The organism is Rhodobacter sp. 4.3.4, assembly GCF_058724655.1.
Genome location: NZ_CM178967.1, coordinates 433486 through 456565 on the forward strand (window position 1 = coordinate 433486; position 23080 = coordinate 456565).

A 23080-nucleotide genomic window follows, 5' to 3' on the forward strand; every position below is an offset into this window, starting at 1 on the left:
AGACAGAAGGATACGATTTGCAGCCCCAACCAAAGCGCCGAAAGCACCGGCACAAGCTGCCCGGCAATCTCCGAAACCTGTTGCAGGGACGGCCACCAAGCGGGAAGCGTCACGCCCCCCACCGCCACGCCAGTTGTTGCCCGATCCAAGATTGCACCCCTTGTCATGCTTAGCCCTCCGGCCAGTTGGGCGCGGGCAAGCCCGCCACCAGTTCCGCCACGGTCGGGGCGGGCATTTCCCCCGCCTGCACCCGTCGCAGCAAATCGAACGCGATCAGCCAAGCGTCGTCACGCCATGACACGAACGCCGCCGCCTCGGCCGCCCATTGCGGCACAGTTGAAACGACATAAGACGCCTTATCAGAATCTCACCACGAAAAGCGGTAGTTTTGCCCTCTTAGTGACGTGATTGCATGAGCTTGCCGAATGTGTTCTTATTTCGTTCGGAGGCGCGCCGAATGTCTTATGTTCCCCCTGCCACGAACCGGTATTTTTGTCGCGTACAGCGCTACATCCTCGCGGATGGCGAACGCTTTGTCACCGTTATCGACGATGCCGGCGCGCCGGCATACTACCCGACGGCGCTGGCTCTCTCGCGGCGTTCACATGGCCACTCGTCAGAGACCATGGGCGCGGAAGCCTCAGATCTGGTTCACCTCGGGCTCTGGGCGCTTCGGGAGCGCATCGACCTGAATGCGCGGCTCGAGGCTGGCGAGTATTTCGGTCTGGACGAGATTGAGACACTGGCGGAAGCCTGCGGGCTGAAGACCGCGGCTCTGCGACGGATCACTTTGCCCGAGGTAACGGAGATGCGCCGCGGTCTCACCATGTCGAAGGCCGACATCGTCAGTAATACCTTGAAGTGTCGGCGCTTGGCGACGGCTGCCCGCTATTTCGATTTCGTTGGGCGCATGTCCGAGGCCCATCTTCGAAAGCGTTCGCTGGAGCTCGCCGAGCGGATTGTCGCGCGCAAGGATATGGCCGCTCGCATAGCGGTTCACCAGCCAAGGATCCAGTCCTCGCGGATCAGAAACATTATACAGGCTGCCGATCTAGCTCGCGTTGCCGCTTTCGCTGCCGCGGGCGACCCCTTCGACGTCTGGAAGACGGAAGCGATGGCGCGGCGCAACTGGGCCCTCGTCTGCCTATTGGTGGCATCCGGCATTCGTCAAGGTGAAGCACGGCAGTTAAAGCCCGAGGACATTGATCTTGCAGCCTGCGAGATCCGGGTGGAGCGACGGCATGACGATCCGGAAGACCCGCGGACCCGTGAGCCTAATGCAAAGACCCTCGACCGGATCGTGCCCTTCGGCCCCACTGTTGCGCAAGCGCTGGAGGACTACATGTTGGGCCCGGGAAGCGACGCGGCAGAGAAGCGCGGTTCGCCCTTTGTCTTCCTGAGCCACGACAACTGTACACATGGGACGCCAATCTCCGATCGCACCGTCGGCCGAGTGGTCCACGAACTCGGACAGCATCTCGGAATCGAAGGACTGACGCCACACCACCTTCGGCATGGCTGGATTCAGAACCTGGCCGACTGGGCAATTGCAGCCCGGATCAGCGCCGAGGACTTCGCGCGCTTCGCCAACTTCCTTGGCGGTTGGTCCTATCTGAGCAAGATGGCTGCTGAATACCGAGGCGATCACTTGACCGAAGCCGCTTTCAAGGCAGGACTCCGAGTTCAGGAGAGCCGTTCGTGAAATTTCCCACGACTTTGACGCCTGTAGTTCGGTCTGAATATCGGCAAGCGTTTGCCTCGGATGGCACACCGTTCGATCCCGAGCAGGATTTCTGGGCATTCCGCACCCTCAGCGGTGCCGTCAATATCGACTTTACCCTATTGAGAAATAGCCTGTCGGACGACCTGCTCACGTCCGCGAAGCGATTGATGAGTACCATGGTCGGCACCCGAAATCTCAAAACAGTCGATGCAGCCTTCCGCCAGTTCAGAAACCTTGTTCTGTTTGCACAGCAACGTCGCGATGGGCCGGTCGAAGAGATCGACGCGGAGGATGTCGCTCACTGGTGCGCGCGCGGCAACGTCGCGCACCTCGGACAGCTTCGTATCCTTACAGAAACCTGGAGGACGCTGAAGCTGCCCGGAATCCTGCCAGAGACGCACGACTTCATCGCTCAGATTCGGGTGCCACCGAAGAATGACAAGGATGCGGTGCGCACATGGGACCCCGATGCTGGGGCCTATCGTCCTGCCGAGGACGCGGCGCTGAAAGCGGCGCTCGACGCAGCATTCAACTCGGGCCAGGTCGACCTGTACGATTATACGGTGGTGCGGATGTTCCGTGGCCTTGGAATGAGGCCAGCACAACTTGCGGCCATGAAGGTATGCGACCTACGGCGCAACGGAGAGCGCGTCGAGGTTCGGATCCCGCTTCTGAAACAGCGTGGGATTCCGGAGCGCGGCGCGTTCATGCCGTGGAAGCCAATCACCCAGGGGCTGGCGGATGTGCTGTTCCTTCATATCGAGAGCAATGTCCTGTCTCGTTTAGCCCACGGACAGGATCCGGAAGACGCGCAACTCTTCCCACCAAAACGCATGGTCGTCGCTGTCTCATCTGGGTTGGAACACCATCAAGGTAAAAGCGGCATACAGAAAGTCTTCGTGAGGCTGTTTGCCCGCCTCGCTGTGGCGAGCCCAATCAGCGGCCGCATATTGGTCGTGAACCCGCAGCGTGAACGGCACACGGTACTGACCGGTCTCGCCATGAACGGCTGCAACGCTCTGGAGATCGCCGCCAACGCCGGCCATTCCAGCCCCGAAAGCTGCCAAGCTTATGTGGACGCGGGGATCGATCACTTCCAGCGCATGGAGAGACTGGTCGGCGAGGCCTTCATCCCGATTGCCGACCGGTTCCTTGGGAAGATCGTGCGGGAGGCGAAAGACCGACAGGCGCAGCAATATCCGGATGCGGTGCTTCGCGATAAGGACCTGACCGGGGTCGGATCTTGCGAGATCGGTGGTTGTCAGGCAATCGACGCCGGAGTGGCTCCGATCGCCTGCTACACCTGCCGCAAGTTCAGGGCTTGGGCCGGGGCACCACATGAGTCCTTGCTGGCGGCCCTTCTCGCCCGGCAGAGCGAATTGATCGAGGCCGGCCACGCCGAAGTGGCCGAGGCCCGTACCGCGACGATCGTGGCGATCATGGACCTTCTGGAGGCGATCAAGCAACAGGAGGTCGCTGATGGCTGAGATAATTACGTTCCGCCCGCGCGGTGAGGACTGCGACGAAAATCTTGTCGACTATGTCGCGGCCGCGAGGTCCCTGCCCTTCATGGCGGCCTCCGCCATCGTCTGGGAGGCTCCGGCGTGGGACCTGACGGGTCTCGCAAAGCCGGAGCGTGTTAACGCGCCCACTTATGTAACTTTTGCAGGTGGCCGTTCAAAGGGGCCGGACCTGACTGGTGCGTTCGGAGCCTTCGCTCGCGCCTATGTCGCCTTCAAGATTGCGGAAGAGTTCGGCCGAAAGCGCCAGATCGGGAAATATACCAAGCCGGTCGTGATGATGCGCGTACTGGCGGCGGTGATGCTGGAGGCCGGGGTTAACGAGCCTGCCGATGTCACGCCGGCCTTCTTAGATGCCGCGATCGACCGCATCCGCGCGGAAGGCGGCGAACCCTATGGTGTCGAACAGCGCGCGAAGGCGCTTGAATGGGTAGCGCAGGCGCTGAACGCGGCGGGCGTGGTCCGGTCGCCATTCGAGTGGTCGAGTGGCGGGCGGCGCTTTTCCATGGAATCCCGCCTCAGCGCCTACGACGACGACCGCACCTTCAGCCGGGACGAGCTCGAAGCCGTGACCGAGGCTTTCGTGAACGCCCAGACGCCGCGTCAGCAGGTCACTACCGCCGTGCTCGCGTTGCTCTGCTGCGCCCCGGCTCGCATCTCGGAAATCCTTGAGCTGCCAGTGGATTGTGATGCGGTGCTCGATCCTGGCGACGGCTACCAAGCGGGTTTGCGCTGGTGGCCGAAGAAGGGTGGCGCGCCTCAGATCAAGTTCATACCTAAGGCGATGGTGGCAGTTGCGCAGGAGGCACTCGCGCGCATCAAGCTCCATACCGAGCCCGCCCGTCGCCTCGCGCGCGCCGCGGCCGCAGGCGAGGCGAAGTTTGGGAAGACGCCAAAGGACTGGCCGTTCCTCCCCGGCGACGCGCACATCCCTTACGAGCGGGCGCTGATGGTGGCGCATCCGCATAGCATCTTCGTGACGGTCTCGGACGCAGGACGGCTCGATCGCGTGGAACCGATCACCTACCACCAAATCATGGCGGCACTTCAGGGTTTTCCGGGCGAACCTTCCACCTCCATCTTCGAGGAGATGGGAATCCGCTTGCCGGACGGCTCGCCGCTGATCGTGAATACCCACAAGCCTCGCCACTACCTTAACACGCTCGCCGCCAAGGCCTCGGTGCCGCCTGCCGACATCGCGCTCTGGTCCGGACGAAAAAGCCTTCGGCAGAACAGCACCTACGACCACGAGACCGCCCGAGAACTGTTGACACGGATCCGCAAGGCGCGCGACATTGAGAGCCTTGCCCCGATCCCGATTGACAGCGAGACCGCCTTCGATATCGCCCAGATTAAAGAGACCGCGCACACCACGCCCTTCGGTTGGTGCCTGCAGTCCCTGCGGCAGAACCCCTGCCAGATGTTCGGGGAGTGCCTGAACTGCACCCATCTGGTTTGCATCAAGGGGGCCGATGTCAAGCTGGCGAACATCCGACGGGAACTGGAGCGCGAGCGTCAGTTGCAGGCTCGGGCGCGGGAGCGGATCGCTGGGGGCCTTCGCGCCTCGCCGCGCTGGATGGAGACCTTCGATCGCAAGATTGCCCGTCTCGAACAGCTGGTCGCAATCCTCGAAAGCGCTGATGTGGTCGATGGCTCACCCATCTTGGTGGCTAAGATGGCACCCACACCACAGTTTGATCCGGTGGCACCGGGGAAATCTTTGGCGCGGATCCGAACGGTCCCGTACCACTCGGGGCCTATCGATGAGTAGGCTGAGACCCAACCGCCACATGAGCGCGGCCGAGATTGCGATGACCGCGGACTGGATCATCGGCCGATCGGACGTGCCATCATGGCCAGAGGTGCGGACCTTCGTCCTGAAAGAATTTGGCATTGAGCGGGCCGTGGAGGCACTGCGCCGCATTCCGGATCTGAAACAGGCGCGCCTCGCCAAGTCGGAGGCCCCTCGCCAGCGTGTCCTGGGACCGCGCCCGACCACGCGTAAGATCGACGCCCTTCAGGCACACATCGACCGCCTCGAGGCCGAGATCCACCGTCTCGAGGCCGAGAACCGAACGCTTCTCGAACGAAATCTTCGGCTTATCAACGGGGCCCGCGTGCGGCAGATCCCGGAGGGCGATCTCGACCGGCCGCTTGCCCCGATCAACCGCAACCCGACGACGCCCAGGACGCGTGGAGGCCGGACATGACCGGGAAATCGTCACTCAACATGGCCCGGGAGTACGAGGCGCGACTCGAGCACTACCTTGCCCATGTCGAGGCCCTGCCCGTGCGCAACGGTAAGTTGAATGTATCGGCCGTGGCCGTCGCCTGTGGCTTTGACCGCCAGATCCTCTACAAGAACCGAAACGCCCGTGCCATGATCGAGGCGGCGGTAGAGGCCAAGGGACTGACCGGCATCGAGGAGGCAGGAGCCGACAGCACTGTAAACAATTCCCCCGAGGCCATGGTCCCGCTGGCACGTCTACGCGAGGAGCAGCGCCGGGTTGCCCTCCTCGAACGGCGCCTCAGCGAGATGACCGCACGCAACGCGGCACTGCGCGCCCGCATGCGGCAGCAGTGCCTGATTGAGGAACACCTTATCACCGCTGGTCGCCGCTCCCGCCCAACGGGCGCCGGACCGCTCTTTGAGGACCTCGGCGAGTGACCCGATCTCCGAAGCGTCAAGATCAGTCCACCAGCATCATCCCGATGCCGAAACTCCACGGCGCGCTCGCGAACTTCATGGCTGCGGACAGCGATTTCCGCGGGATCGGCACGGCGTTGGCGGCGCGGCTCGCCGATCGCTTTGGACGTTATCTGCGCGACGCCTTGGCTGTTCGGGATCCCGGCATCATCGAGATCCTAGGGCACGATCTGGCCGAGACGACCTTCGCTGCCTTCGACGTTAAGGCACCGGAGGCCGATCTTCTTGACTGGCTGGAGCGAAACGGGGTGGTCGAGGCCGTCGGAGTTCTGACCGCGATCCGGGTTGCCCGGTGCTGGGGTGGCGAAGGGGTCGAGGCTCTCAGGGAGAACCCCTACCTCCTAACTGCTTTCTTGCCTTGGCGCAGGGTCGAGCAGATTGCGACGGCCCTTGGCATCGCGCCAGACGATCCGCGGCGCGCAGTGGCGGCGGTCGAAGCGGTGCTCTACGCCGCGCTGGACCGGAACGATACATTCGCGGCGGAACGCGACGTCGAGGCGGGCGTCGCGAAGCTCCTCAATAGCGCAGCGGCGCCCGCCGGACACCCCGCGCTGTCGGCGATCAACGCCGCGGTGGAGAGCGGCGGAGCCTGTCGGCTTAGCGATGGCCTGCAGCCGTTCGGAGCTGCGGTGATGGAAGAGTTCATCGCCCGCACCATCACCGACTGCCTACGCTCTGAACCTTATCACGACCTGGTGGTTCCGAAACCGGACCCGAAGCTGGTCGAAGCCCGAATTGAGGCCTTCGACGCCAGTCAATTCCATCCCCTTACCGACAGGCAGAAAACGGCGATCCGGACAGCGCTTTCCCAACGGGTGATGGTGCTCGGCGGATATGCCGGTTCGGGCAAGACCACGTCTCTCCGCGGCATCTGTGACCTCGCGGAGTCTTTCGGCCGCTCCCTGCACCTGATGGCGCTCTCCGGTCGCGCAGCGCAGCGCATGGCCGTTGCGACCGGCCGTCCGGCCCGAACCATCGCCGGCTTTCTTCAATCCATGGCGCGCTCCGACGCCGAAGCGGTGCCGCCGGGCGCCATGGTGATCGTCGACGAAGCGTCGATGCTCGACCTGCCGACACTGTGGCGGATCCTGAAGGTGCTAGGAGACGCCAACCTTATGCTGGTGGGAGATCCGGCCCAGTTACCCCCGATCGGCTTCGGCCTGACATTCCACGTGTTCTGCCAGACCGAGCGCATACCTCATGTGGTGCTGAATCGGGTCCTTCGTCAATCTGATGCGAGCGGCATCCCCTCTGTTGCCGAGGCAGTGCGGCTGGGAAAAACCCCTGCCCCCGCAACCTATGAGGGGATCCGCCCTGGCGTCTCCTTCATCCCCACCGCACCCGAATACGCGATTAGCGTCATCAGCGAGATCGGACGGGATCTGCGATCCTCGGGTGCCGACTCCAGCGACACCCAGATCATTGCTCCGGTCAAGGCTGGACCGGCCGGAATAGACGCCATCAATCGTCACTTCCATGAGTTGCGCCGGCGCGCCACCGACGGCGCCCTCTTCCCCGGTCGTAGCGACATTGCCGAGGGCGATCCGATCATCTGGACACGGAACGACTGGGACCGGGAACTCATGAACGGCTCGATGGGCCGCGTCCAGTCGGTGATCGACGGCATCGGACACGTCACGCTGGATGGCAAACCGTTCGAACTCGATGCAGCCGACGCGGACAACGTAGAACTGGCCTATGCCATCTCGGTCCATAAGGCCCAGGGGTCTCAGTGGCGGCGCGTCATCATTCCGGTCTTCCCATCCCGCCTCTTGGACCGGACACTGATTTACACGGCCATCACGCGTGCGACGGAACAGGTCATAATATTGGGTGATCAACGTGTCTTCGCGACTGCTATAGAGAACCTTCCTTGTTCCACCACACGCTCCACCGGGCTGGATAAAAGACTGCAGCAGGCATAGGTTTTGCGCTAGGGTTAGATTCTGACCGTGTGTGAGGGAAGTTTGGCGTGAATGAATTTGAGTTTGATGCGCTGATCACGGAACTCCGCCGCATTCTTCTTATGTCCACGCTCAATTTACGTGATTTATTTAATGGGAGATTGCCATGGGTAACACGATCAGCCTCACCGACCCGATGACCTTAGGAATCCTTGTCTGGTTCCTGTCAACGCCACTCTTCCTTATCCTGTGGCTGATTTGCGCCCGGAAGGCGCGCCGCGGCGCGAGCAGGATTATCGAATTGGAAAACGAGAATGCGCACGAATGCGCGCGGTTGTCGGGTATCTTAGACGAAATGCGCGGGCGGTTTGCGCCTATCCTGTCTGTCGACGATGAACTAAAGAAGTTAGAAGCCGCTGCTGCTGATGAGAACCGGCGGGTAGAAGACCTGCGTGCCAGCTATGCTGAGAAACGCAAGGTATTCGATCGACTTGAACAACAGGTGGCGATCTACGACGAGCGACTCGCGTTCGCTGAATTGGGCGTCTACGAGCCGCACTTCGATTTTGGCGACAGCGAGACCTACAAGTCCCGCATCAAGGAAGTGCGTGAGCGTCAGAAGGCGATGATTACGCAGGGATCTGCCACCATCTGTCCGACGGGCTGGACTGTCGATGGAAGCCGGTCGAAGGGTCAGACAATGGTCAATCGGCAGGTGCGCCTGACAATGCGTGCTTTCAACAACGAGTGTGAAGCTGCCATCGCAAACACCAGATGGAACAACGCGGTGGCGATGGAGAAGCGGATCGTGGCTGCAGCGGCCGCGATCAACCGCGAGAACAGCTCGATGAATCTCTCGATCAGCGACGCCTATGTTGCGCTAAAGATCGAGGAACTGCGGCTGACACATGAATGTCGCGAGCGCCTGAAGGCCGAGAAGGACGAACGTGCCGAATTGGCCCGGATGGAGCGTGAGGAGAAGAAACTGCTGGCCGAGGCAGAGTCCGCAGAGCGCGCCGAACGGAAATACCAGGAGCTTCTCGACAAAGCACGCAAAGAGGCGGAGGCTGGCTCTGCGACCGATGAGATGCGTCGCCGCATAACCGAACTCGAAGCCTCTCTTGCGGAAGCGCACAGCGCGAGCGAGCGGGCTCGCGCCATGGCCGAGATGACGAAGTCCGGCTACGTTTACATCATCTCGAACATCGGCTCCTTCGGCGAGGACGTGGTAAAGATCGGCCTCACCCGTCGCCTGGACCCGGACGACAGGGTGAGAGAGCTGGGCGATGCCTCTGTGCCCTTCTCTTTCGACACCCATGCGATGATCTACAGCGACGAGGCGCCGACCCTAGAAGGAGCGCTTCACCGCGAGTTCGCCGACCGGAGAATCAACATGTCCAACTTCCGAAAGGAGTTCTTCCGCGTGAAGCTTGAGGAAGTCGAAGAAGCTGTCACACGCCTAGCGCCATCTGCCGCCTTCTTCAAGGATCGGGAGGCACAGGAGTGGCACGAGACCCTCGCCCGCCGAAACCAGGCGCTTCAGGATATGGCGGCACCTGCGCGAGACGCTCTTCCGGCGTCGCTCTGACCTGCCAGGCACCTGGTTTGAAAGCAAGCGGCGCCGCGCGATCTCACGGCCGAGACTCGGTCCACTCCAGCTTGCTGGTGGCGTCGGGCCAGGGTCTCCGCACTACTGGCGCATTCGCGAAACTACCGCTCGGCGCCCGACCGGCCTCAAAACTGCCGCAAAACCACCGGTAGTTTGGCTGAGCAGCCTGCAATACTGCTCCGGTCTTCTGTCCAGTAAGCGGCAAACACCACACACACAGTTTTGAGTGTCGCATTCGATTGCATATGGGCCGCGCTGTTATAGGACCGGCCGCGCGCCACAGCTTCCACCTGGGCATCAACGGCGGCGGTGTAGGTCCGCAGATCCGGGGGCGGCGCCACATAGGGCGCGGGCGTCCCCAACTCGAGCGCGGCCGCAAACTCGGGCGTGCCCACGTCGCAGACCACTGTGCGGCCATCGTCAGCCTCATAGGAAAGCACGTCCTCAGCGGGAGTCAGAAATTTAGCGTCGCGCATCAGACACTCCCATTAATGACTGGCGTCATGCCCTCTACGCCGGGCCATATATCCGCGCCATCCGTCTGCACACGCAGCAGCCGCACGGCTTGGACGCCCCGCACTTGGATAAAGTCGCCAGCAAGAACCGCCAAATCCACCGTCCGCGCCGTCCATGAGCTCGTCGCTGCGAAACTCGCCACGGTTACCTCGATGTCAGACCTGCGCCGAACCAAAGTGGACGTTCCGCCATATTGCGAGTAATCTTGCCAAGTCACCCTGACTGTGCCGTTTTGGGCGAAGCAAATTCCGGCCGAAACCACGGTGGAGCCCGCGCCGCCAGTTACAAGCGCGTCTCGCGCGAACTTCACAACGTTGCCGGGGGCGAGGCGCGGCAAGGCGCCAATAGTAAGCCGAGGCGCACCTATGGCTCCGGCGAACCCGGCTTCCCAGTTCTGAAACCAGCGCGCGAAATGTTGCGACGTAGCGGGCGCCTCAGGGGCATACTCTTCAGGGGTGTATGGGATATAATCGGGCATATATTCAGCTCGCTACATAAGGGCCTGTGCCATCGGGAAAGCGCAGAGTGAGCGGATCGACAGCATAAAATCCGCTCGCCCTCTGCCGATTGGTCGACGCCGAATAGCTCGGCCTCCCCGCTTCGGTCGCAACGCCATAGCGCCCAGCAAAATCATAAGCCTGCGCCACGATCTCGAACTCCATCCCCGGGACGGTTTCTTCGCGCGAAATGACCTGAAAAAGCCGCGGCACCGGCTTTCCTGTTTCGTCCGTCAGCACCCGCGAAGTGACGGACAAAACGTCTGTCAGGCCGATATCGCCATCCTTGGCGTCAAGGACCATCCGCACGCGCATCGGCGCTTCGCGGAAACGGTTCAGCAAGCGCCGCGACAGGCCCTGAATGATCAGGTCCGCGCCGTCATTGAACCACCTGCAGAAAATGCGGCGCACCCTTGTATCCGCATGGGCACTCGGTCCCTCAGCCTCAAGATCAACCGTCGCCATCAGCCGCGCGTAATTGTCGGCCGAGGTATCGGATTTCGTAGGATCGAGCTGGACGGAGTAAAACAGAACCTGCGTCAGCCTGTCCTCGTTCCGGTCTTCCAGCTCGATATCCTTCAACCCGCTTTGCTCGTCCAGCTCGCGCACGCCTTCGACGGCCGGCCGGTTCGCGCGCAAGCCGATGCGCTGCAACACATCATCCCACCAGATCGACGGACCCAACACGGCCAGCGATCCGACCAGCTTCGCAACGCCGGTCGGTGTGGCGATATCCGCAGTCAACCGGGTGGACGGCATCCACCGCGACACCTCGGCCGCCCAGTCCGCCTTCGGAATGAAAGCCGAGGGCACCTTCGCGTAATCGCGCAAAAGGATTTCCAGAACATCGTCCAGCCGGGCGTTCTGGAACGACAAGACCACCTGGAACGCATCCCCGCTGGAATGATCTGTTGCCTTCGTCCCACGAACGCCCCGCGCGGTCAGGGTCACGGCATTTCCAGAGCGGGTGTAATCGACCAGCTCCGACCCGATCTTCGCGCGCCCCGCTGCGGGATATTCGGCATCCCCAATTCCCGCGGGCGAGAGCGTCAGACTTGAGGCGGCGGCGTCTATATCCGCAGACAGGACACCGTTCGACGTGGCAGGGGCAAGGGCGCGGTCGTTGTCGGCCAGATCAAGAATGTCCTTGGCCTCGACAGTCACGAGGCCAGAGGCATCCGGTCCGGTCCAGTCCGATATCACGAAATGGCGGGTTTTCTCGACCGCCAGTACACCGCCCGAAACATCGCATTCAAGCACCCGCAGTGCCCGACCCGAGTAATGGGGCCACCGGGATCGCAACTTGGTGAAGAACGTCCCCCGCGCGCCGGGATCATAACCCGGCTCATCGATCTGGGCGGCACCGCTCACACGTTCGGCCTGATAGGGGTCTATCCCGCGATCATGAAACGGGAAATCTTGAAATGTGACTTTGACGGTCGCTCTACGCCCCAAGGCTGACGCCCTGTCATCGCTGCCCGCGATATTGACCGTCGCCGACATGACCGACACCGCCGAAACGGCCGGAAAGATCAACCCACCCGCAGGCATGTTTCCGCGCGGCTCTGAAAAGCGCAGCGTGAACGGCGCGGATGCAAAGACTGATTTTGCGGCACAAGTCTTGAATGTGCCGTAGCATTTGCGCAATACCGCGCCGCCAAGCGCTGCCGTGCATGGAGCAACCCCAAACGATCTGGTGCAGAGGTCGATATCAACCTCAACCACGGTGACGGGCTCAAGCGCCATGGATATCAAACTCCAAGGACAGATCAGCCCAAGAACCGCCAGCCCGATAAGTGGGGCGCAGCTCGCCCGCACCGTCAGCCCTGCGTGCCAGCGCAACATCGTCCGGCATTCGCACCGGATTGCCCGCCCAGAAGAACGGCCGCCCACTATCGTAATGCGCGCAGAATGGCGCCAGATCAGCATCAGCAAAAGAGCGCGGAACAGGGTTCAAGGATGGCCCCATTGTCCCGCCCATCCGCTTCAGACGTGGAGCAAAGAACTGCCCGCCCATCGATCTGGACTGATAAACCTCGACAGTCTTTGCGTAGTTTGCGGGCGTGTATCCGGCCGCGATATCCGTTGGAAACCGCAGCACGGGCGCAGCGCGCAACATGCCAATGAACGGCACCACACCCTGCACAGTAAAGGTAATATACACACGCACCCCGAGAACTTGCGTCGCCAAGGGGATCAGCACCATAAAAGGGTCATTATCCCCCTGAACAAACCGGCGAACTTCTTCCCAACCCGACCCGCTCCAAGTCTGGACCCTCACAAAGGCCCTCACCGTTCCAAGGTTATGCGCACCAACTGCAACGCAGACACCCGCCAAGGCCGTGGTGAAGATTGCTTGCAGAAATCCGCTTCCGGCTCCTCCGGGGCTCCATCCGCTGAAGGTATCATCAGACAGCACGTTCAGCGCGTTCGTACCGGACGCAGCTACTGAAGATGTCAGGTTGTCACTGCTGATGAGGTTTTGGAACAAAACCAGCGGCGTTTGATAATCATCCGCAGCCCCACCCACGAAATAGACGCTCATTGTCCGCCCCCAACCAAGACAACGCCGCGCGTCCCGGCCTCGCGCGACAGCTTATCGAACAGGGCGCGGACGGTGCGGCCGGAGAACAGCGCGTTCGGGTCGATCTCTTCCAGCGAGACCCGCAGCGGGGCCGCGGCTTCGACCGAGGTCGAAGGGCTGGAACCGCTGGACCCAGAAGACGCGGCCGACCCACCGCCACCCGCCGCCCCGCTTGACCCGCCGCCCTTGATCGCCGTAACGACACGCAAGCCCGCCGCGCCGATGGCGGCATAGGCAGCAAAACGCCCCCAGACGCTCAGCCCCGGCGTAGCCAGCACCGCCGCTTGAGCCCGATAAGTGTTGATCAGAGCTTCGGCAGCGCCGAAGATCCGCGCCGCCTTGATCATCTTGTCACCGCCCGCCGAGGCAATGTTAGCCAAGCCCCCGAAGAGCGTTTCTGCATTCGTCAGCGCCGTTCCATCGGCGGCATCCCTGATGCCGCGCAGTCGCTCTTGGTGCTCGACCTCCAGCCTCTCCAACGCTTCATGCCGCCCGCCCACGGCCGCAAGCTGCGCATCGGTGGCGCTGTTGAGCGTGTCCAAGCTTTCCTGATACCATGCCGCCACGGTTTCGCGCTGCGTCTCAAGATCGGCAAGCAATCGGTCAATCGCCCGATCCTCTCCACCGCCGCCATGCCGCCGCCGCCCACCAGAGCTACGGGGTGGCGTGTAGTCGTTTCCGTATGCCAGTTGGGCGGCAGGGGAGTATTTCTGAATATCCTCGGCAGACCCGCCGAATTTACGCGGGTCCCCCCGCCCCGTAGCTGGCGGGTCGTCCGCCAATGCTGCCGCCCGCGCCCGCGCCGCCTCCCAAAAGTTGGAAGCCAAATCTGCCGCGCCATCTATTGCCGCCGCAAGCCACCCGGCCCGCGGAGCCGAGGCGGCAAGCTGCTTCATCGCCTCTTCGCTCGACACGATAGACTGATAAAATTCGCGCTGCGCCTTGTCCGAAAGGTCGATGCCTCCCGGGATCGCTTCAAGCTCGGTCCGCAGGCGGGTCAGAGCTTCCGCTTTGTCCTCGAACGTCACGGCATCCATGGCGTCATCAAGCGCATTCGTCACCTTCCGCGCGGCGCTCAGGGGGATATCGAAAAGCAAGGCCAGTTCCGAAAACGTCTCGCGGTTGTTGGCGCGCAAGTCATCGTAAAGCTTTGTCAGCGTCGTGTCGGCGTCAGCCATCGCACCTGCCAGCGCCAGTTGCCGCTTCGCTTCGACCAGTGCCAGCACCTCGGCTGTCACCGTGCCGTATTTGTCGGCCAGCCCTTGCAGCCCCTCAGCCGTGTAGATCGCCGCCACATCGTTGACGGCGCGCACACTGTTTTCAAGTGCTTCAAGGGCGTCATCGAAAGTCCGCGTCTTGGCTTCATTTTCCGAAAGGGCAGCACCCAAGACCGGCAGGCCGACAGCCGCAAGCGTGCCGATCACGACACCGACAGTCCCGAAGGCGCTGGCCAGCTGCGGCAGCTGCATCGAAAGCGCCTGCATGGGCTCGGTCCCTGCAGCGATCTGCACGGCCGTATCCTGCACCTGAAACCCGACCCCCTGAATACGCATCCGGGTTTCGTTCGATGCCGCCCCAAGGCGCTGCGTCGTCGCCGCCGCGCCAAGGTATTCCGCCCCGAGGCGCTCCATGATCTGCGCTTTTTGGGTCGCGGTCAGCACCCCGAGGCGCTCGGCCTCGTTGAGCTGCTCAACCGCCGCTTCATACCGCTTTGACGCGGCATAAAGAGGGTCAATCGACGCGCGCAGGGCGTCCACCTGCGATTGCGACTTAGCGACCTCGTTCCACCACGCCCGTTGCGCCGCCGCAGTGCGCTTCAGCATGTCGTCAGACTTGCCCACAACCGCATCGAGCACCCGCGATTGCGTTTCTGCCATGGTCAGAATGTTGCGTTCGACCGCCGATGTTGCCTTGGCACTATCCCGGATCAGACCGTTATAGGTGGATGTGCCCCGCTTCTCGGCCGCAGCCATGGCCTTTTCGAACTGTGAAATCCTGCCCTCAAGCAGAACGATAAGGCGCTCTTCGTCGCTGCTCATGGTCAGGCCATCCACATGTCATCGTTGAACCACGTGGCCGAGGTCGTGAACCTGTCCCCGCCCATCGCCGCCCGGCCCACCGCCATCGCGCAGGCAACGGCACCGTCAATCTTGTTGCCCGACTTGGCCTTGTGGAACATGCGGACGCCCGCCTTGTCCGTCTCCACCTGGACGTTCTCAAAATTCCACCGCAGGATGGGGTTGCCACCATGTCGGAACTGCCCCGACAGGATCACCCGTTCCAGCTCCTTGACGGCCGGTCCCATTGTCACCCAACCTTGGCGCATTTCAGCGGCGGGCAAGCCATCCTCGGAAAGGTTCGCCATCATCACCCGTGCAAAGGCCGGGTCAAAGGCGATTTCCTGCACGTTGAAGCGCGCGCACAGCTCGCGAATATGCTCCTCGACGGCGCGCAAATCGACAGTGTTCCCGGGCGTCGGGATGATGTGCCCATCCTCCGCCCAGCTCACATAATCAACCCCATGCCGCTCACCGCGCGTCCGCAGAGCGTCTTCCGGGCAGAAAAACCACGGGTGCACGGCATAGCCGCCGTCTTCGTCGCGCCAGCACGCCACAACAGCCGTCAGGTCGTCATTCTTCGACAGATCGACGCCGATCCAGCACGGGGTTTGTTCCAGCTCGAAGTCATCAAGATCAACTTCATAGCGCCCCCGGTCATAGACGTGCATCTCGACAAAGGGCGAGGTCGATTGATCCAGCCAGCGGTTCAAGTTGAACTGCAGAAAGCTATCCCGCTCAAAGGGCGTGTGCTCCGCTTTCTTCGCCTTGTCCATGAAGGCGAATAGGTCTGGGTAGCCGTGCTGCATCCCGGGGTTGACGGCCCGCCAAAGCGCGGGGTCGCGCCAATCGTCGTCGGGTTCCGCCATGAAGATCACGGGCAGGGTGGCCGGGTCGTCGATCTGCCCTTTCTGCACCCGGATCGCATATTCAACGGCATTCCAAGCAAGGTTTTCCTGCCCCCGGCCCGAGGTGGTCAACACCACGGAAAGCGTGCCGGGCACCTTCACAAGGGCACTGTCCAGCGCCTCATACTGCAGCCGCCCCTTGTTGCCCGCCCATGCGTGCAACTCGTCCATCAAAACGACATTCGGGGTCTTGCCGTGCAAGGCGTTGCCGTCTGCCGCCACGGCGATGTAACGGCTACCCCGCGCCGCGCTCTCCGATCCGGTGTAGCTGATCCGGCTGACATATTCCCGAACCGACAGGTGCTTTCGCAAGCGCGGATCGTCTTGCACGATCATTGCCGCTTCGCCAAACAGCTCAAGCGCCTGTTCATGCGCCGAGGCCGCGGACACCACCAGTTGCCCCGGTTGCCGTTCCGGGCCGATCAGATGGGCCAGCGTGATTGCCGCCGCCAAGCTCGTCTTGCGATTGCCGCGCGGAACGACGATCACGACGCGCCGCACGATCCGGTTTCCCTGCTCATCGCGCGGCCCGTAGATCCGCCGAATGATGGCTTCCTGCCACGGGTCCAGCTGGAAGGGCTTGCCCGGCAGATTGCTTTTCGGGTGGCGCAGCTTCCGCAGGAACCGCACCACCTTTTCGCCGCAATGCAGCGGGTCGGGGATCAGTTCGGGCGCGTCGATCCAGTCAGGCCGGAGCATTCTTCCACCTCAAAGTCAAAAAGATCGTCCTGCCCGTCATCATCGGGCAAGCTCGGGCGGCTGCGCGAAATCGGGGTAGCCCCGAGTTCGGCGGCGAGCCGCAGCGAAAGCGACATGGCGTCATTGCGCTGCTTCACGGCCGGGTTCGGTTTGACGCCTGTCCGCACAGGTTCCCCACCGTCCTTTCCAGCCGCGAAGACTTCGACCACCCGGCCAAGGGCGCGAATATCGTCCTCGGCCTCGCGCACCGCACCCAAGGCGATGCAGTAATTCGCCACGCTGGGCAGGTTGTCGTTCGTCAGGATCTTGCGCGCTGACAGGTCGCGAACCACTTCGACCCAATAGGCCTGCGCATAGTCCGACAGCCAATCGGGCGGTGGCACCTCCGAAAGCGCATCCCGCGCCACCCTGATTTCCGGCTTGCGCCCCTTCATGCCGCGCCCTCGCAAACCAATTGGCTTTCGCCGCGTCCCGCGTCCTTAACCTCGCGCAGCTCGTAAGCGCGGCCCCGCCACGTCACCCGATCGGCAAGGGTAAGACCGTCAAGCGCTCGCGTGCGAAACGTGACCCGCTCCCAGCCCCGGGTGCCCGCCGTTTCATCCTCGGCCGCAGCCGCCGCGCGCTCGATCACCTCGGCCCGGATGGTTGCCAGATCGGCCCACGCCTCGACCTCTGTTCCGTAGTCGTTCGGGGCGACAGTCAGGCGCTGCACCGTCAGCGTGTGGCGCATGCCTTGGCGCATCAGTCGGCCCCCCCAATCTGCGCCCGCACCGTCAGCACGCCATGCGAAGTGCGGCCGTCAGGGTCACGCATCGCGCGTTCCGCCACCACGTCCAGAAGGGCCAGATGATAACCCCGCAGGATCGACCGCGGGGCGGCAGCGATGGCCCGCCGCAGCGCACCCATGATGCTCTTCGCGCCCTCCATCGACGGCTCGGCAACATAGATGTGCAGATCGTGGGTGACCTCGATCCGGTCGCCCTTGACGTTGCCCGGAACCGGCCGCGCAAGGTCTTCCCCCAGCACCACGGACGGCGAAGGCGCGGGGCGCTTGTGCGTGTCCAAGATGCCCCCGGGACCGACCAGAAACGCCACCTCGGGCGAGGCCAGAAATACCCCGCGAAGCGCCCGCTGAAGCTCAAGGGTCTTGCTCATTTGCCTGTCCTGATAATCCGCCGCATGGCGTTCTTGATCTTCGCCGCCGCTTGGTCGCGGGTCATTCTGAAGCCCGGCCAGAAAAACGGCTTCGGCGCCGTTCGCGTGGTGCCGAACTCAACAAGGTGCGGGTAACGCACATCGGTATTGCCAGCCGTCACCGCCGCTGCATTGTCCGGCACCACCTGGGCACCGCCCGGTTGACTGTAGGGCGGCGTCGCCTCGCCCGGCCCGGTTACGACAATGGACGCCATCAAGGCTCCCGTTTTCTCCGGGGCAAGGATGCGCTGCACCTCTGCAATATCCTCGCAAGCCGCCACCAGATCGGGCGCGATACCCTCGCGCACCTGTTGCGGCAGTCGGCGCAGACGGTTCTGAAAGGATGCCAACCCATCGCCCATGTCAGAACGTCCAGCCGCGATAGGTCTGGACTACATCAGCGACCCATTCAGGGATTGCCGGGCCGTCCTCGCCGCGCTTGTCATAAAGATGGGCAGCAAGAGCCAGCACCGCTTCCGTGAGCGATTGCGGCACCGGCTCTTGCCCCTCGGCCGTGCCGAATTTCTCTTCGATCTTGTAGCCGAGAAGTCGTTCAACATGATTTTGCGCGGCCTGAAGCTTGCGCGTCATCATCGCGTCGTCGTCTGTCCCGAGGTCGCCCGAGAACGCCAGCTCTTCCTTCAGTTGCTCAAGCGTGCAGATCATCCCCGAAAATCTCCAATTACCGCAAATCTAACGCGAGCCACCCCGCGCCGGTCCCCATGAGGGGGGCTAAGTCCAGAACCACCCCCCGGGGCCGGATCAGGTCGCCGAAGCGTGCGTGGCGACGATGTTGCTGTTGATCTCGATGGTGAACTTCACCTTGCCGATCTTGCCCGAAGGATCGTCTTCAACGTTGGTCACCAGACCGATGAAAGAGCGCGTAGAGTTCTTGGGCGTCGATCCGCTGGCAGGCTTGTCCGCCAGCGTCAAACGCATGGCATAGTTGTCCTGCGTTTCCTTCGCGGCGCGCATGGCCAGCTGACCGGCGTCGGCCGGGTCAGCCCCGCAGGTAATCTCAACCGTCGAACCCGCCTTAACGGTCTTGACCTTGCGCGTGCGCGCGTTGGTCACATTGGTGAACGCCTCGGTTTCCCACGGGTCCGACATGCTGCCCAGCGTCTCGGGCTCGCCAACTTCCTTCGCCCCGGCCATGGGAGCGGTGAAATCCGCGGCAACGAAGTCTGTCGCCTTCAGTGCCACGACCGCGCCAACTTCGAACTTGCTCCCCGCAATGGAATAGACACCCATCCGCTACTTTCCCTTCTTGCGCTCTTCGCGCTGTTTCGGCCCAGAGTGGCAAGGCGTACAAAGGGCCTGCCAGTTGTCCCGGTCCCAGAACTTTTCTTTGTCGCCCCGGTGCGGCTCGATATGGTCAACCACCTGGGCAACAGCCCCGCAGCGCACACAGAACCGATGCGCCCGCAGATAGTCGCGCTTCGCCTTGTCCCAGCTGCCCGTGTAGCCCCGCGCCGACGACGAAGGCCGCACCTTGTCAAAGCGAGCCTTTCGTGCAGCATCCGCCGCCACCTCGCACTTGCACCGCGCACCCGAGGACACGCGATACCCGCAAGGACAGATGCGCGGGGCTTTTACGGGCATCAGGAAACCGGCTTCGTCAGCGGGTCCAAGATCGCCCCAGCAGACAGCGCAAGCGACGTGCCCGAGGTGTAGGTGAACACCAGCCGAACGTAGCGCTTCTTGCCCGTGTAGCCGATCCGGTAGCGGCTCGATGCCGCCAGCGTCGAAGGCGCGTCCGATTTGAACCACTTCGCCGCCACATCGGCAAAGGTCACGTTATCGTCGCTCTCCTGCACCTTGACGCCGAAAACGGCCGTGCCCGTATTGACGCCCGTGCCGACATTGAAGAGGCAACCGCGCATTTCGCGAAGATCAATCCCCGGGCCATTCACCGTCGCCGTGTAGATGCCGGGTTCAAGAGCCTGAGCGTCCGTCAGATTGGAATACAGATCACGCAGCCCCATATCACACCGCCATTTTCAGCTTCTTGAACTTCGCGGCCATGATCACCCGGCCGCCCACGCGCCGCCCGCTGTGATAGCGGGTCTGCTTCTGCACAGCGCGGGTGTAGGGATCGACCAGCACCGACAGCGCCAGACGGTCCAAGATGCGATAGCCGCTGAAATCCCCGTAGATGATCGGGAAGGCGTTCGCCGCAACGTCCGGCATGTCGATGTTCTCGATGACCGGCCGCCCCAGCAGCGTTTCGGGCTGGCCCGCCTGATAGGACGGCTGCCACAGATAGTTGTTCGTGGTATCCTTGAGCGTGCGCAGAAGGCCGAGCGTCGTGCCGTTCATCATCCACACGCCCTTGTTGCGATAGCTGGGCGTGATCGAATACAGGAACTTGATCAGCGCATCGGCTTGGATCACCGTCGCGTGGCCGTTCTTGTATTCGGCAATCGCGGCGTGCGTCATCACCCCTTCGGGCTGCGTCAGGCCATTGCCATTCGTGAACGCCAGCGTTTCCTTGCGCTCGAAATCCTCGGCCAGCGCGGACCGGATTTCGGCTTCCACGGCCGGAGCATCAGCAAGAAGGTTGTTGTGAATGTCCACATAGGTGGACATGCCTTTCGTCACCACTTCGAGCGAGCCGAAAATGGACGCCGCGGGGGTTTCGGTTTCGTCGTCCTGTTCGTCGTCCCAAGTCGCATTGCCGAACGGCTTGCGGCTCGGGTAGATCACCGAAGGCGCTCCGGTGCCACGAACCGACGACAGGGACCGGATCGGGGAAAGTTCGACGATGTCGCGCAGCACCTCGGCCGAGAACTCGGGCGCTGCCAGATAGCCGCCCTGCGGATCGGACGAGGCCACGAAGCCTTTGGTTTCTTCCGCCGCCCGGTCGCCACGCTGCAGATAGGCCCGGAACGCCTTGCGCTCGACCGTCACCTCTTCGGAACCCGGCGCACCGCCGCCAGCACGTTGCGCCTTCGCCTCGATCCGGTCCAGCCGTTCGGTCACCGGCTTCATCGCCGCCGCCACAAGCGCACCCATCGCGGCAACCGGATCGTTGCCCACGGCCTTTTTCTCGGGTTCACCCGCACCGCTCTTGTCGTCGTCGCCATCCATGCGGCCACCCTCCATCTGCGCACCCTTTGCGGATATGATGCGCGCGCCGGGGTGCATCGGCACGGCAACAACGGAAATCTCGACCAGCTCGACCCCGAACAGGTCACGGCCACCGCCCACCCGCGCCGCCTTCTTGAGGGCGCGATAGCCGATCGACAGACCGGCGATGGATTTCGACAGGATCAGGTCGCGAACCTCGCGCGCCCGCTCGACCGACAGGATAAGACGCCCCTTGACGCGCAGCCCCTCGGGCGTCTCTTCACCGCTCTCCCAAACCCCAATGGGCGCAGACAGGTCATGCGCGTCCAACATCGGCAGCGGGAACGTGGCCGAGGCGAAAGCCCCCTTGTGCACCACGTCCCCGCCCCGGTCGGCCGTCCCGAAGACCGAGGCCAACCCTTCAACCTCGCCGCCTTCGGTGACGGACCACGCCGCCTTGAAATCAAGCGTCAGCATCGGCCAGCTCCTCCGGGAAGAAATAGATGGAACGGTTGACGGCGAAGGCGTTGAACTGCGCCAGCGCCCACGCCACGCCGAGGAACTTCTTGATGCGCTCAACGGTGAAGGGGATCGGTTCGCCGCCGTCGCTCACCTCCCAATCAAGGGCCAGCCGCGCCAGATAGGCCCGCTGCGCCTTGGCGCGGTCGGCACCGCTCACGCGACCATCTTCGTCCGCCAGCTCTGCCAGATCATCGACCATTTGCGCTGCAGCATGGGCGGCAAGAAGACTGTCAGGCCCGGCCACCTTGACACGAAGGCCGGTGCCCTCGCCTGTCACCGGGTGAAGCCATTCGAACCAGCGCCCTCGGCCCTGATCCTCTTGCATGTTGTAAACATCGCCCAAATCCATCAGACACCCTCTTTCGGCGGAGCGCCGCCCATGTCGGTTTGAATGTGCCGGTTTCCATAGACGCCGCCCTTGCCGTCGGGCCGGGCGGGTTTGCCGATCCACTCGCGCCCCTCATCGGGGTTCAGCACTTCGGCGGAAATCAGGCTGGAAATCGTCGTCGCGCGGGTCGCCAGATCGACCCGGCTCAAGTCATCCCGGTCAAAGCGAACGACGAACCGGCCGCGCTCAGCATCGGTGAAAAGCGCCTGTGTGAACGCCCCCTCAAGGGCGCAAAGCCACGGCTCAAGGCAGTAGCTCAGGAACTCTTTCCCCAGCTGCTCCATGTTCGCCCAGGTCGCCCGGTCAAGCTCATACATCAGCGACGGCGGCACATCGAAGCACCGGGCAAGCTCGATGATCTGGAAGGAACGGTTTTCGAGAAACTGGGCATCGGTCGAACTGAACGAAAGCGCCTCATATTCCGCGCCGTCATGCAGGATTGCCGTCTTGCCCTTCGCCCCGCCCTCATGGGTGGCCCGCCAAGCGGCAATCGCCTTCTTGACGCTCTCTTCGCCCATGCCCTTCGGGAACTTCAGCACGCCGCCCGGCCGCGCCCCGTTGGAAAACAGCGCCTCCGCATGTCCAGAAAGCAGGATCGCAACGGCAATCGCTTCCCGGGCAAGGCTCAGGGGCGATCTTCCGAAGGGAGCGCGCAAATGCACCATGTCTTCGCGCGGCGTCGGCGTGTTGTCGATCCGATAGGACGGCTCGCCGGTCGCTTGATCGTAATCGACCGTCACCATGCCGGAACGGTAGCGGATCAGTTCGGCAATCCGGCCATCCGACAGGCGGTTGACCCAAAGCATTCCGCCGCGGTCATCGGTCAGCGCGTCAAAGACCAGATCGCGAACGGCGCAAAAGGCCGGGGTCCAGTCGTTCGCCTGCCGGTTCAGCAGGGCATTGACCGGATGCGACGGGGCATCGGTTTCCGTGCCATCCGCCGCCACTTCCTTGACCACGCGGCCAAGGGTCGCCGCCGCGTTGCCGATCAGCCGCAGCGCCCGCCCCACGGCGGGCACCCGAAGCGCCGCATCTGCCGAGACCATGACGCCTGAGGCCGTCGCGGTCAGCCCGAAGAGGGCGTAAAGGTCCGCCCCCGGGTCAGTCAGCGACTTGACCGAGGGGCGGAAGAGGCGGGCGAAGAAGGACGGTTTGCTCATGCCCATTTTCTGCGCCCGCGCTA

General features: G+C 62.8%; 25 protein-coding genes. 7 read left to right on the forward strand and 18 right to left on the reverse strand.

Going from position 1 to position 23080, the window contains the following annotated elements; translation table 11 throughout:
- Positions 1-169: 169 nt before the first annotated feature.
- A complete protein-coding gene (locus tag AC4PTB_RS02155; protein ID WP_492191464.1) occupies positions 170-301 on the reverse strand; it encodes a hypothetical protein in 132 nt (43 codons plus the stop codon).
- Between the two features lie 156 nt (positions 302-457).
- Between AC4PTB_RS02155 and AC4PTB_RS02160 the strand changes: the two genes are divergently transcribed.
- The 7 genes from AC4PTB_RS02160 (at position 458) to AC4PTB_RS02190 (ending at position 9442) form a co-directional block, all read left to right on the forward strand.
- Positions 458-1702: a tyrosine-type recombinase/integrase gene (locus AC4PTB_RS02160; protein ID WP_492189570.1), complete on the forward strand. Its 1245-nt coding sequence runs from the start codon at positions 458-460 to the stop codon at positions 1700-1702.
- Positions 1699-3210 (forward strand): hypothetical protein, encoded by a 1512-nt coding sequence (locus AC4PTB_RS02165; protein ID WP_492189569.1) that lies wholly within the window; start codon positions 1699-1701, stop codon positions 3208-3210. Before AC4PTB_RS02160 ends, AC4PTB_RS02165 begins: the two co-directional genes overlap by 4 nt.
- The gene (locus AC4PTB_RS02170; RefSeq protein WP_492189568.1) at positions 3203-5014 is read left to right on the forward strand and encodes a hypothetical protein; all 1812 of its coding nucleotides are present in this window, start codon (positions 3203-3205) and stop codon (positions 5012-5014) included. Before AC4PTB_RS02165 ends, AC4PTB_RS02170 begins: the two co-directional genes overlap by 8 nt.
- A 19-nt stretch (positions 5015-5033) precedes the next feature.
- Positions 5034-5453 (forward strand): coiled-coil domain-containing protein, encoded by a 420-nt coding sequence (locus AC4PTB_RS02175; RefSeq protein WP_492189567.1) that lies wholly within the window; start codon positions 5034-5036, stop codon positions 5451-5453.
- The gene (locus AC4PTB_RS02180) at positions 5450-5911 is read left to right on the forward strand and encodes a hypothetical protein (RefSeq protein WP_492189566.1); all 462 of its coding nucleotides are present in this window, start codon (positions 5450-5452) and stop codon (positions 5909-5911) included. Before AC4PTB_RS02175 ends, AC4PTB_RS02180 begins: the two co-directional genes overlap by 4 nt.
- A 44-nt stretch (positions 5912-5955) precedes the next feature.
- Positions 5956-7875, forward strand: coding sequence for an AAA family ATPase (locus tag AC4PTB_RS02185; protein ID WP_492189565.1), 1920 nt, complete (start codon positions 5956-5958; stop codon positions 7873-7875).
- A gap of 145 nt (positions 7876-8020) precedes the next feature.
- Positions 8021-9442: an SNIPE associated domain-containing protein gene (locus AC4PTB_RS02190; protein ID WP_492189564.1), complete on the forward strand. Its 1422-nt coding sequence runs from the start codon at positions 8021-8023 to the stop codon at positions 9440-9442.
- Between the two features lie 146 nt (positions 9443-9588).
- Here the strand turns inward: AC4PTB_RS02190 and AC4PTB_RS02195 are convergent, their stop codons facing one another.
- The 17 genes from AC4PTB_RS02195 to AC4PTB_RS02275 form a co-directional block, all read right to left on the reverse strand.
- On the reverse strand, positions 9589-9939 hold the full coding sequence (locus AC4PTB_RS02195; protein WP_492191465.1) for a hypothetical protein: 351 nt from the start codon (positions 9937-9939) through the stop codon (positions 9589-9591).
- Positions 9939-10457, reverse strand: a complete 519-nt coding sequence (locus AC4PTB_RS02200; protein ID WP_492191466.1) for a hypothetical protein — start codon at positions 10455-10457, stop codon at positions 9939-9941. The genes AC4PTB_RS02195 and AC4PTB_RS02200 overlap by 1 nt, the downstream gene beginning before the upstream one ends.
- Positions 10458-10461: 4 nt before the next feature.
- Positions 10462-12222: a hypothetical protein gene (locus tag AC4PTB_RS02205; RefSeq protein WP_492191467.1), complete on the reverse strand. Its 1761-nt coding sequence runs from the start codon at positions 12220-12222 to the stop codon at positions 10462-10464.
- The gene (locus AC4PTB_RS02210; protein WP_492191468.1) at positions 12212-13021 is read right to left on the reverse strand and encodes a hypothetical protein; all 810 of its coding nucleotides are present in this window, start codon (positions 13019-13021) and stop codon (positions 12212-12214) included. Before AC4PTB_RS02210 ends, AC4PTB_RS02205 begins: the two co-directional genes overlap by 11 nt.
- Positions 13018-15099 (reverse strand): hypothetical protein, encoded by a 2082-nt coding sequence (locus AC4PTB_RS02215; protein WP_492191469.1) that lies wholly within the window; start codon positions 15097-15099, stop codon positions 13018-13020. Before AC4PTB_RS02215 ends, AC4PTB_RS02210 begins: the two co-directional genes overlap by 4 nt.
- 2 nt (positions 15100-15101) lie before the next feature.
- Positions 15102-16724, reverse strand: coding sequence for a terminase large subunit (locus tag AC4PTB_RS02220; protein ID WP_492191470.1), 1623 nt, complete (start codon positions 16722-16724; stop codon positions 15102-15104).
- The gene (locus AC4PTB_RS02225) at positions 16688-17158 is read right to left on the reverse strand and encodes a phage terminase small subunit P27 family (RefSeq protein ID WP_492191471.1); all 471 of its coding nucleotides are present in this window, start codon (positions 17156-17158) and stop codon (positions 16688-16690) included. The genes AC4PTB_RS02220 and AC4PTB_RS02225 overlap by 37 nt, the downstream gene beginning before the upstream one ends.
- Positions 17155-17454: a phage head completion protein gene (locus tag AC4PTB_RS02230; RefSeq protein ID WP_492191472.1), complete on the reverse strand. Its 300-nt coding sequence runs from the start codon at positions 17452-17454 to the stop codon at positions 17155-17157. The genes AC4PTB_RS02225 and AC4PTB_RS02230 overlap by 4 nt, the downstream gene beginning before the upstream one ends.
- Before the next feature lie 11 nt (positions 17455-17465).
- Entirely contained in the window at positions 17466-17879 is a 414-nt protein-coding gene (locus tag AC4PTB_RS02235) for a DUF3168 domain-containing protein (protein ID WP_492191473.1), read from the reverse strand.
- Positions 17876-18280 (reverse strand): HK97-gp10 family putative phage morphogenesis protein, encoded by a 405-nt coding sequence (locus AC4PTB_RS02240; RefSeq protein ID WP_492191474.1) that lies wholly within the window; start codon positions 18278-18280, stop codon positions 17876-17878. Before AC4PTB_RS02240 ends, AC4PTB_RS02235 begins: the two co-directional genes overlap by 4 nt.
- A gap of 1 nt (position 18281) precedes the next feature.
- Positions 18282-18584 (reverse strand): head-tail connector protein, encoded by a 303-nt coding sequence (locus AC4PTB_RS02245; RefSeq protein WP_492191475.1) that lies wholly within the window; start codon positions 18582-18584, stop codon positions 18282-18284.
- A gap of 96 nt (positions 18585-18680) precedes the next feature.
- Positions 18681-19169 (reverse strand): hypothetical protein, encoded by a 489-nt coding sequence (locus AC4PTB_RS02250; protein ID WP_492191476.1) that lies wholly within the window; start codon positions 19167-19169, stop codon positions 18681-18683.
- 3 nt (positions 19170-19172) lie between these two features.
- Positions 19173-19520 carry an HNH endonuclease signature motif containing protein gene (locus tag AC4PTB_RS02255; protein ID WP_492191477.1) on the reverse strand — a complete coding sequence of 116 codons (348 nt, stop codon included), beginning with the start codon at positions 19518-19520 and terminating at the stop codon, positions 19173-19175.
- Complete coding sequence (locus tag AC4PTB_RS02260; RefSeq protein WP_492191478.1) at positions 19520-19903, reverse strand: hypothetical protein; 384 nt, start codon at positions 19901-19903, stop codon at positions 19520-19522. Before AC4PTB_RS02260 ends, AC4PTB_RS02255 begins: the two co-directional genes overlap by 1 nt.
- Before the next feature lies 1 nt (position 19904).
- Positions 19905-21464, reverse strand: a complete 1560-nt coding sequence (locus AC4PTB_RS02265) for a phage major capsid protein (protein WP_492191479.1) — start codon at positions 21462-21464, stop codon at positions 19905-19907.
- A complete protein-coding gene (locus tag AC4PTB_RS02270) occupies positions 21451-21858 on the reverse strand; it encodes a hypothetical protein (protein WP_492191480.1) in 408 nt (135 codons plus the stop codon). The genes AC4PTB_RS02265 and AC4PTB_RS02270 overlap by 14 nt, the downstream gene beginning before the upstream one ends.
- A complete protein-coding gene (locus AC4PTB_RS02275; protein WP_492191481.1) occupies positions 21858-23057 on the reverse strand; it encodes a phage portal protein in 1200 nt (399 codons plus the stop codon). The genes AC4PTB_RS02270 and AC4PTB_RS02275 overlap by 1 nt, the downstream gene beginning before the upstream one ends.
- Positions 23058-23080 lie beyond the last annotated feature (23 nt).

Bases quoted from the DNA above. Each gene is read 5' to 3' on its own strand.
- AC4PTB_RS02160 (WP_492189570.1), top strand. From the start codon at position 458: ATGTCTTATGTTCCCCCTGCCACGAACCGGTATTTTTGTCGCGTACAG.
- AC4PTB_RS02170 (WP_492189568.1), top strand. From the start codon at position 3,203: ATGGCTGAGATAATTACGTTCCGCCCGCGCGGTGAGGACTGCGACGAA.
- AC4PTB_RS02175 (WP_492189567.1), top strand. From the start codon at position 5,034: ATGAGCGCGGCCGAGATTGCGATGACCGCGGACTGGATCATCGGCCGA.
- AC4PTB_RS02180 (WP_492189566.1), top strand. From the start codon at position 5,450: ATGACCGGGAAATCGTCACTCAACATGGCCCGGGAGTACGAGGCGCGA.
- AC4PTB_RS02185 (WP_492189565.1), top strand. From the start codon at position 5,956: ATGCCGAAACTCCACGGCGCGCTCGCGAACTTCATGGCTGCGGACAGC.
- AC4PTB_RS02190 (WP_492189564.1), top strand. From the start codon at position 8,021: ATGGGTAACACGATCAGCCTCACCGACCCGATGACCTTAGGAATCCTT.
- AC4PTB_RS02195 (WP_492191465.1), bottom strand. From the start codon at position 9,939: ATGCGCGACGCTAAATTTCTGACTCCCGCTGAGGACGTGCTTTCCTAT.
- AC4PTB_RS02200 (WP_492191466.1), bottom strand. From the start codon at position 10,457: ATGCCCGATTATATCCCATACACCCCTGAAGAGTATGCCCCTGAGGCG.
- AC4PTB_RS02205 (WP_492191467.1), bottom strand. From the start codon at position 12,222: ATGGCGCTTGAGCCCGTCACCGTGGTTGAGGTTGATATCGACCTCTGC.
- AC4PTB_RS02210 (WP_492191468.1), bottom strand. From the start codon at position 13,021: ATGAGCGTCTATTTCGTGGGTGGGGCTGCGGATGATTATCAAACGCCG.
- AC4PTB_RS02215 (WP_492191469.1), bottom strand. From the start codon at position 15,099: ATGAGCAGCGACGAAGAGCGCCTTATCGTTCTGCTTGAGGGCAGGATT.
- AC4PTB_RS02220 (WP_492191470.1), bottom strand. From the start codon at position 16,724: ATGCTCCGGCCTGACTGGATCGACGCGCCCGAACTGATCCCCGACCCG.
- AC4PTB_RS02225 (WP_492191471.1), bottom strand. From the start codon at position 17,158: ATGAAGGGGCGCAAGCCGGAAATCAGGGTGGCGCGGGATGCGCTTTCG.
- AC4PTB_RS02230 (WP_492191472.1), bottom strand. From the start codon at position 17,454: ATGCGCCACACGCTGACGGTGCAGCGCCTGACTGTCGCCCCGAACGAC.
- AC4PTB_RS02235 (WP_492191473.1), bottom strand. From the start codon at position 17,879: ATGAGCAAGACCCTTGAGCTTCAGCGGGCGCTTCGCGGGGTATTTCTG.
- AC4PTB_RS02240 (WP_492191474.1), bottom strand. From the start codon at position 18,280: ATGGGCGATGGGTTGGCATCCTTTCAGAACCGTCTGCGCCGACTGCCG.
- AC4PTB_RS02245 (WP_492191475.1), bottom strand. From the start codon at position 18,584: ATGATCTGCACGCTTGAGCAACTGAAGGAAGAGCTGGCGTTCTCGGGC.
- AC4PTB_RS02250 (WP_492191476.1), bottom strand. From the start codon at position 19,169: ATGGGTGTCTATTCCATTGCGGGGAGCAAGTTCGAAGTTGGCGCGGTC.
- AC4PTB_RS02255 (WP_492191477.1), bottom strand. From the start codon at position 19,520: ATGCCCGTAAAAGCCCCGCGCATCTGTCCTTGCGGGTATCGCGTGTCC.
- AC4PTB_RS02260 (WP_492191478.1), bottom strand. From the start codon at position 19,903: ATGGGGCTGCGTGATCTGTATTCCAATCTGACGGACGCTCAGGCTCTT.
- AC4PTB_RS02265 (WP_492191479.1), bottom strand. From the start codon at position 21,464: ATGCTGACGCTTGATTTCAAGGCGGCGTGGTCCGTCACCGAAGGCGGC.
- AC4PTB_RS02270 (WP_492191480.1), bottom strand. From the start codon at position 21,858: ATGGATTTGGGCGATGTTTACAACATGCAAGAGGATCAGGGCCGAGGG.
- AC4PTB_RS02275 (WP_492191481.1), bottom strand. From the start codon at position 23,057: ATGAGCAAACCGTCCTTCTTCGCCCGCCTCTTCCGCCCCTCGGTCAAG.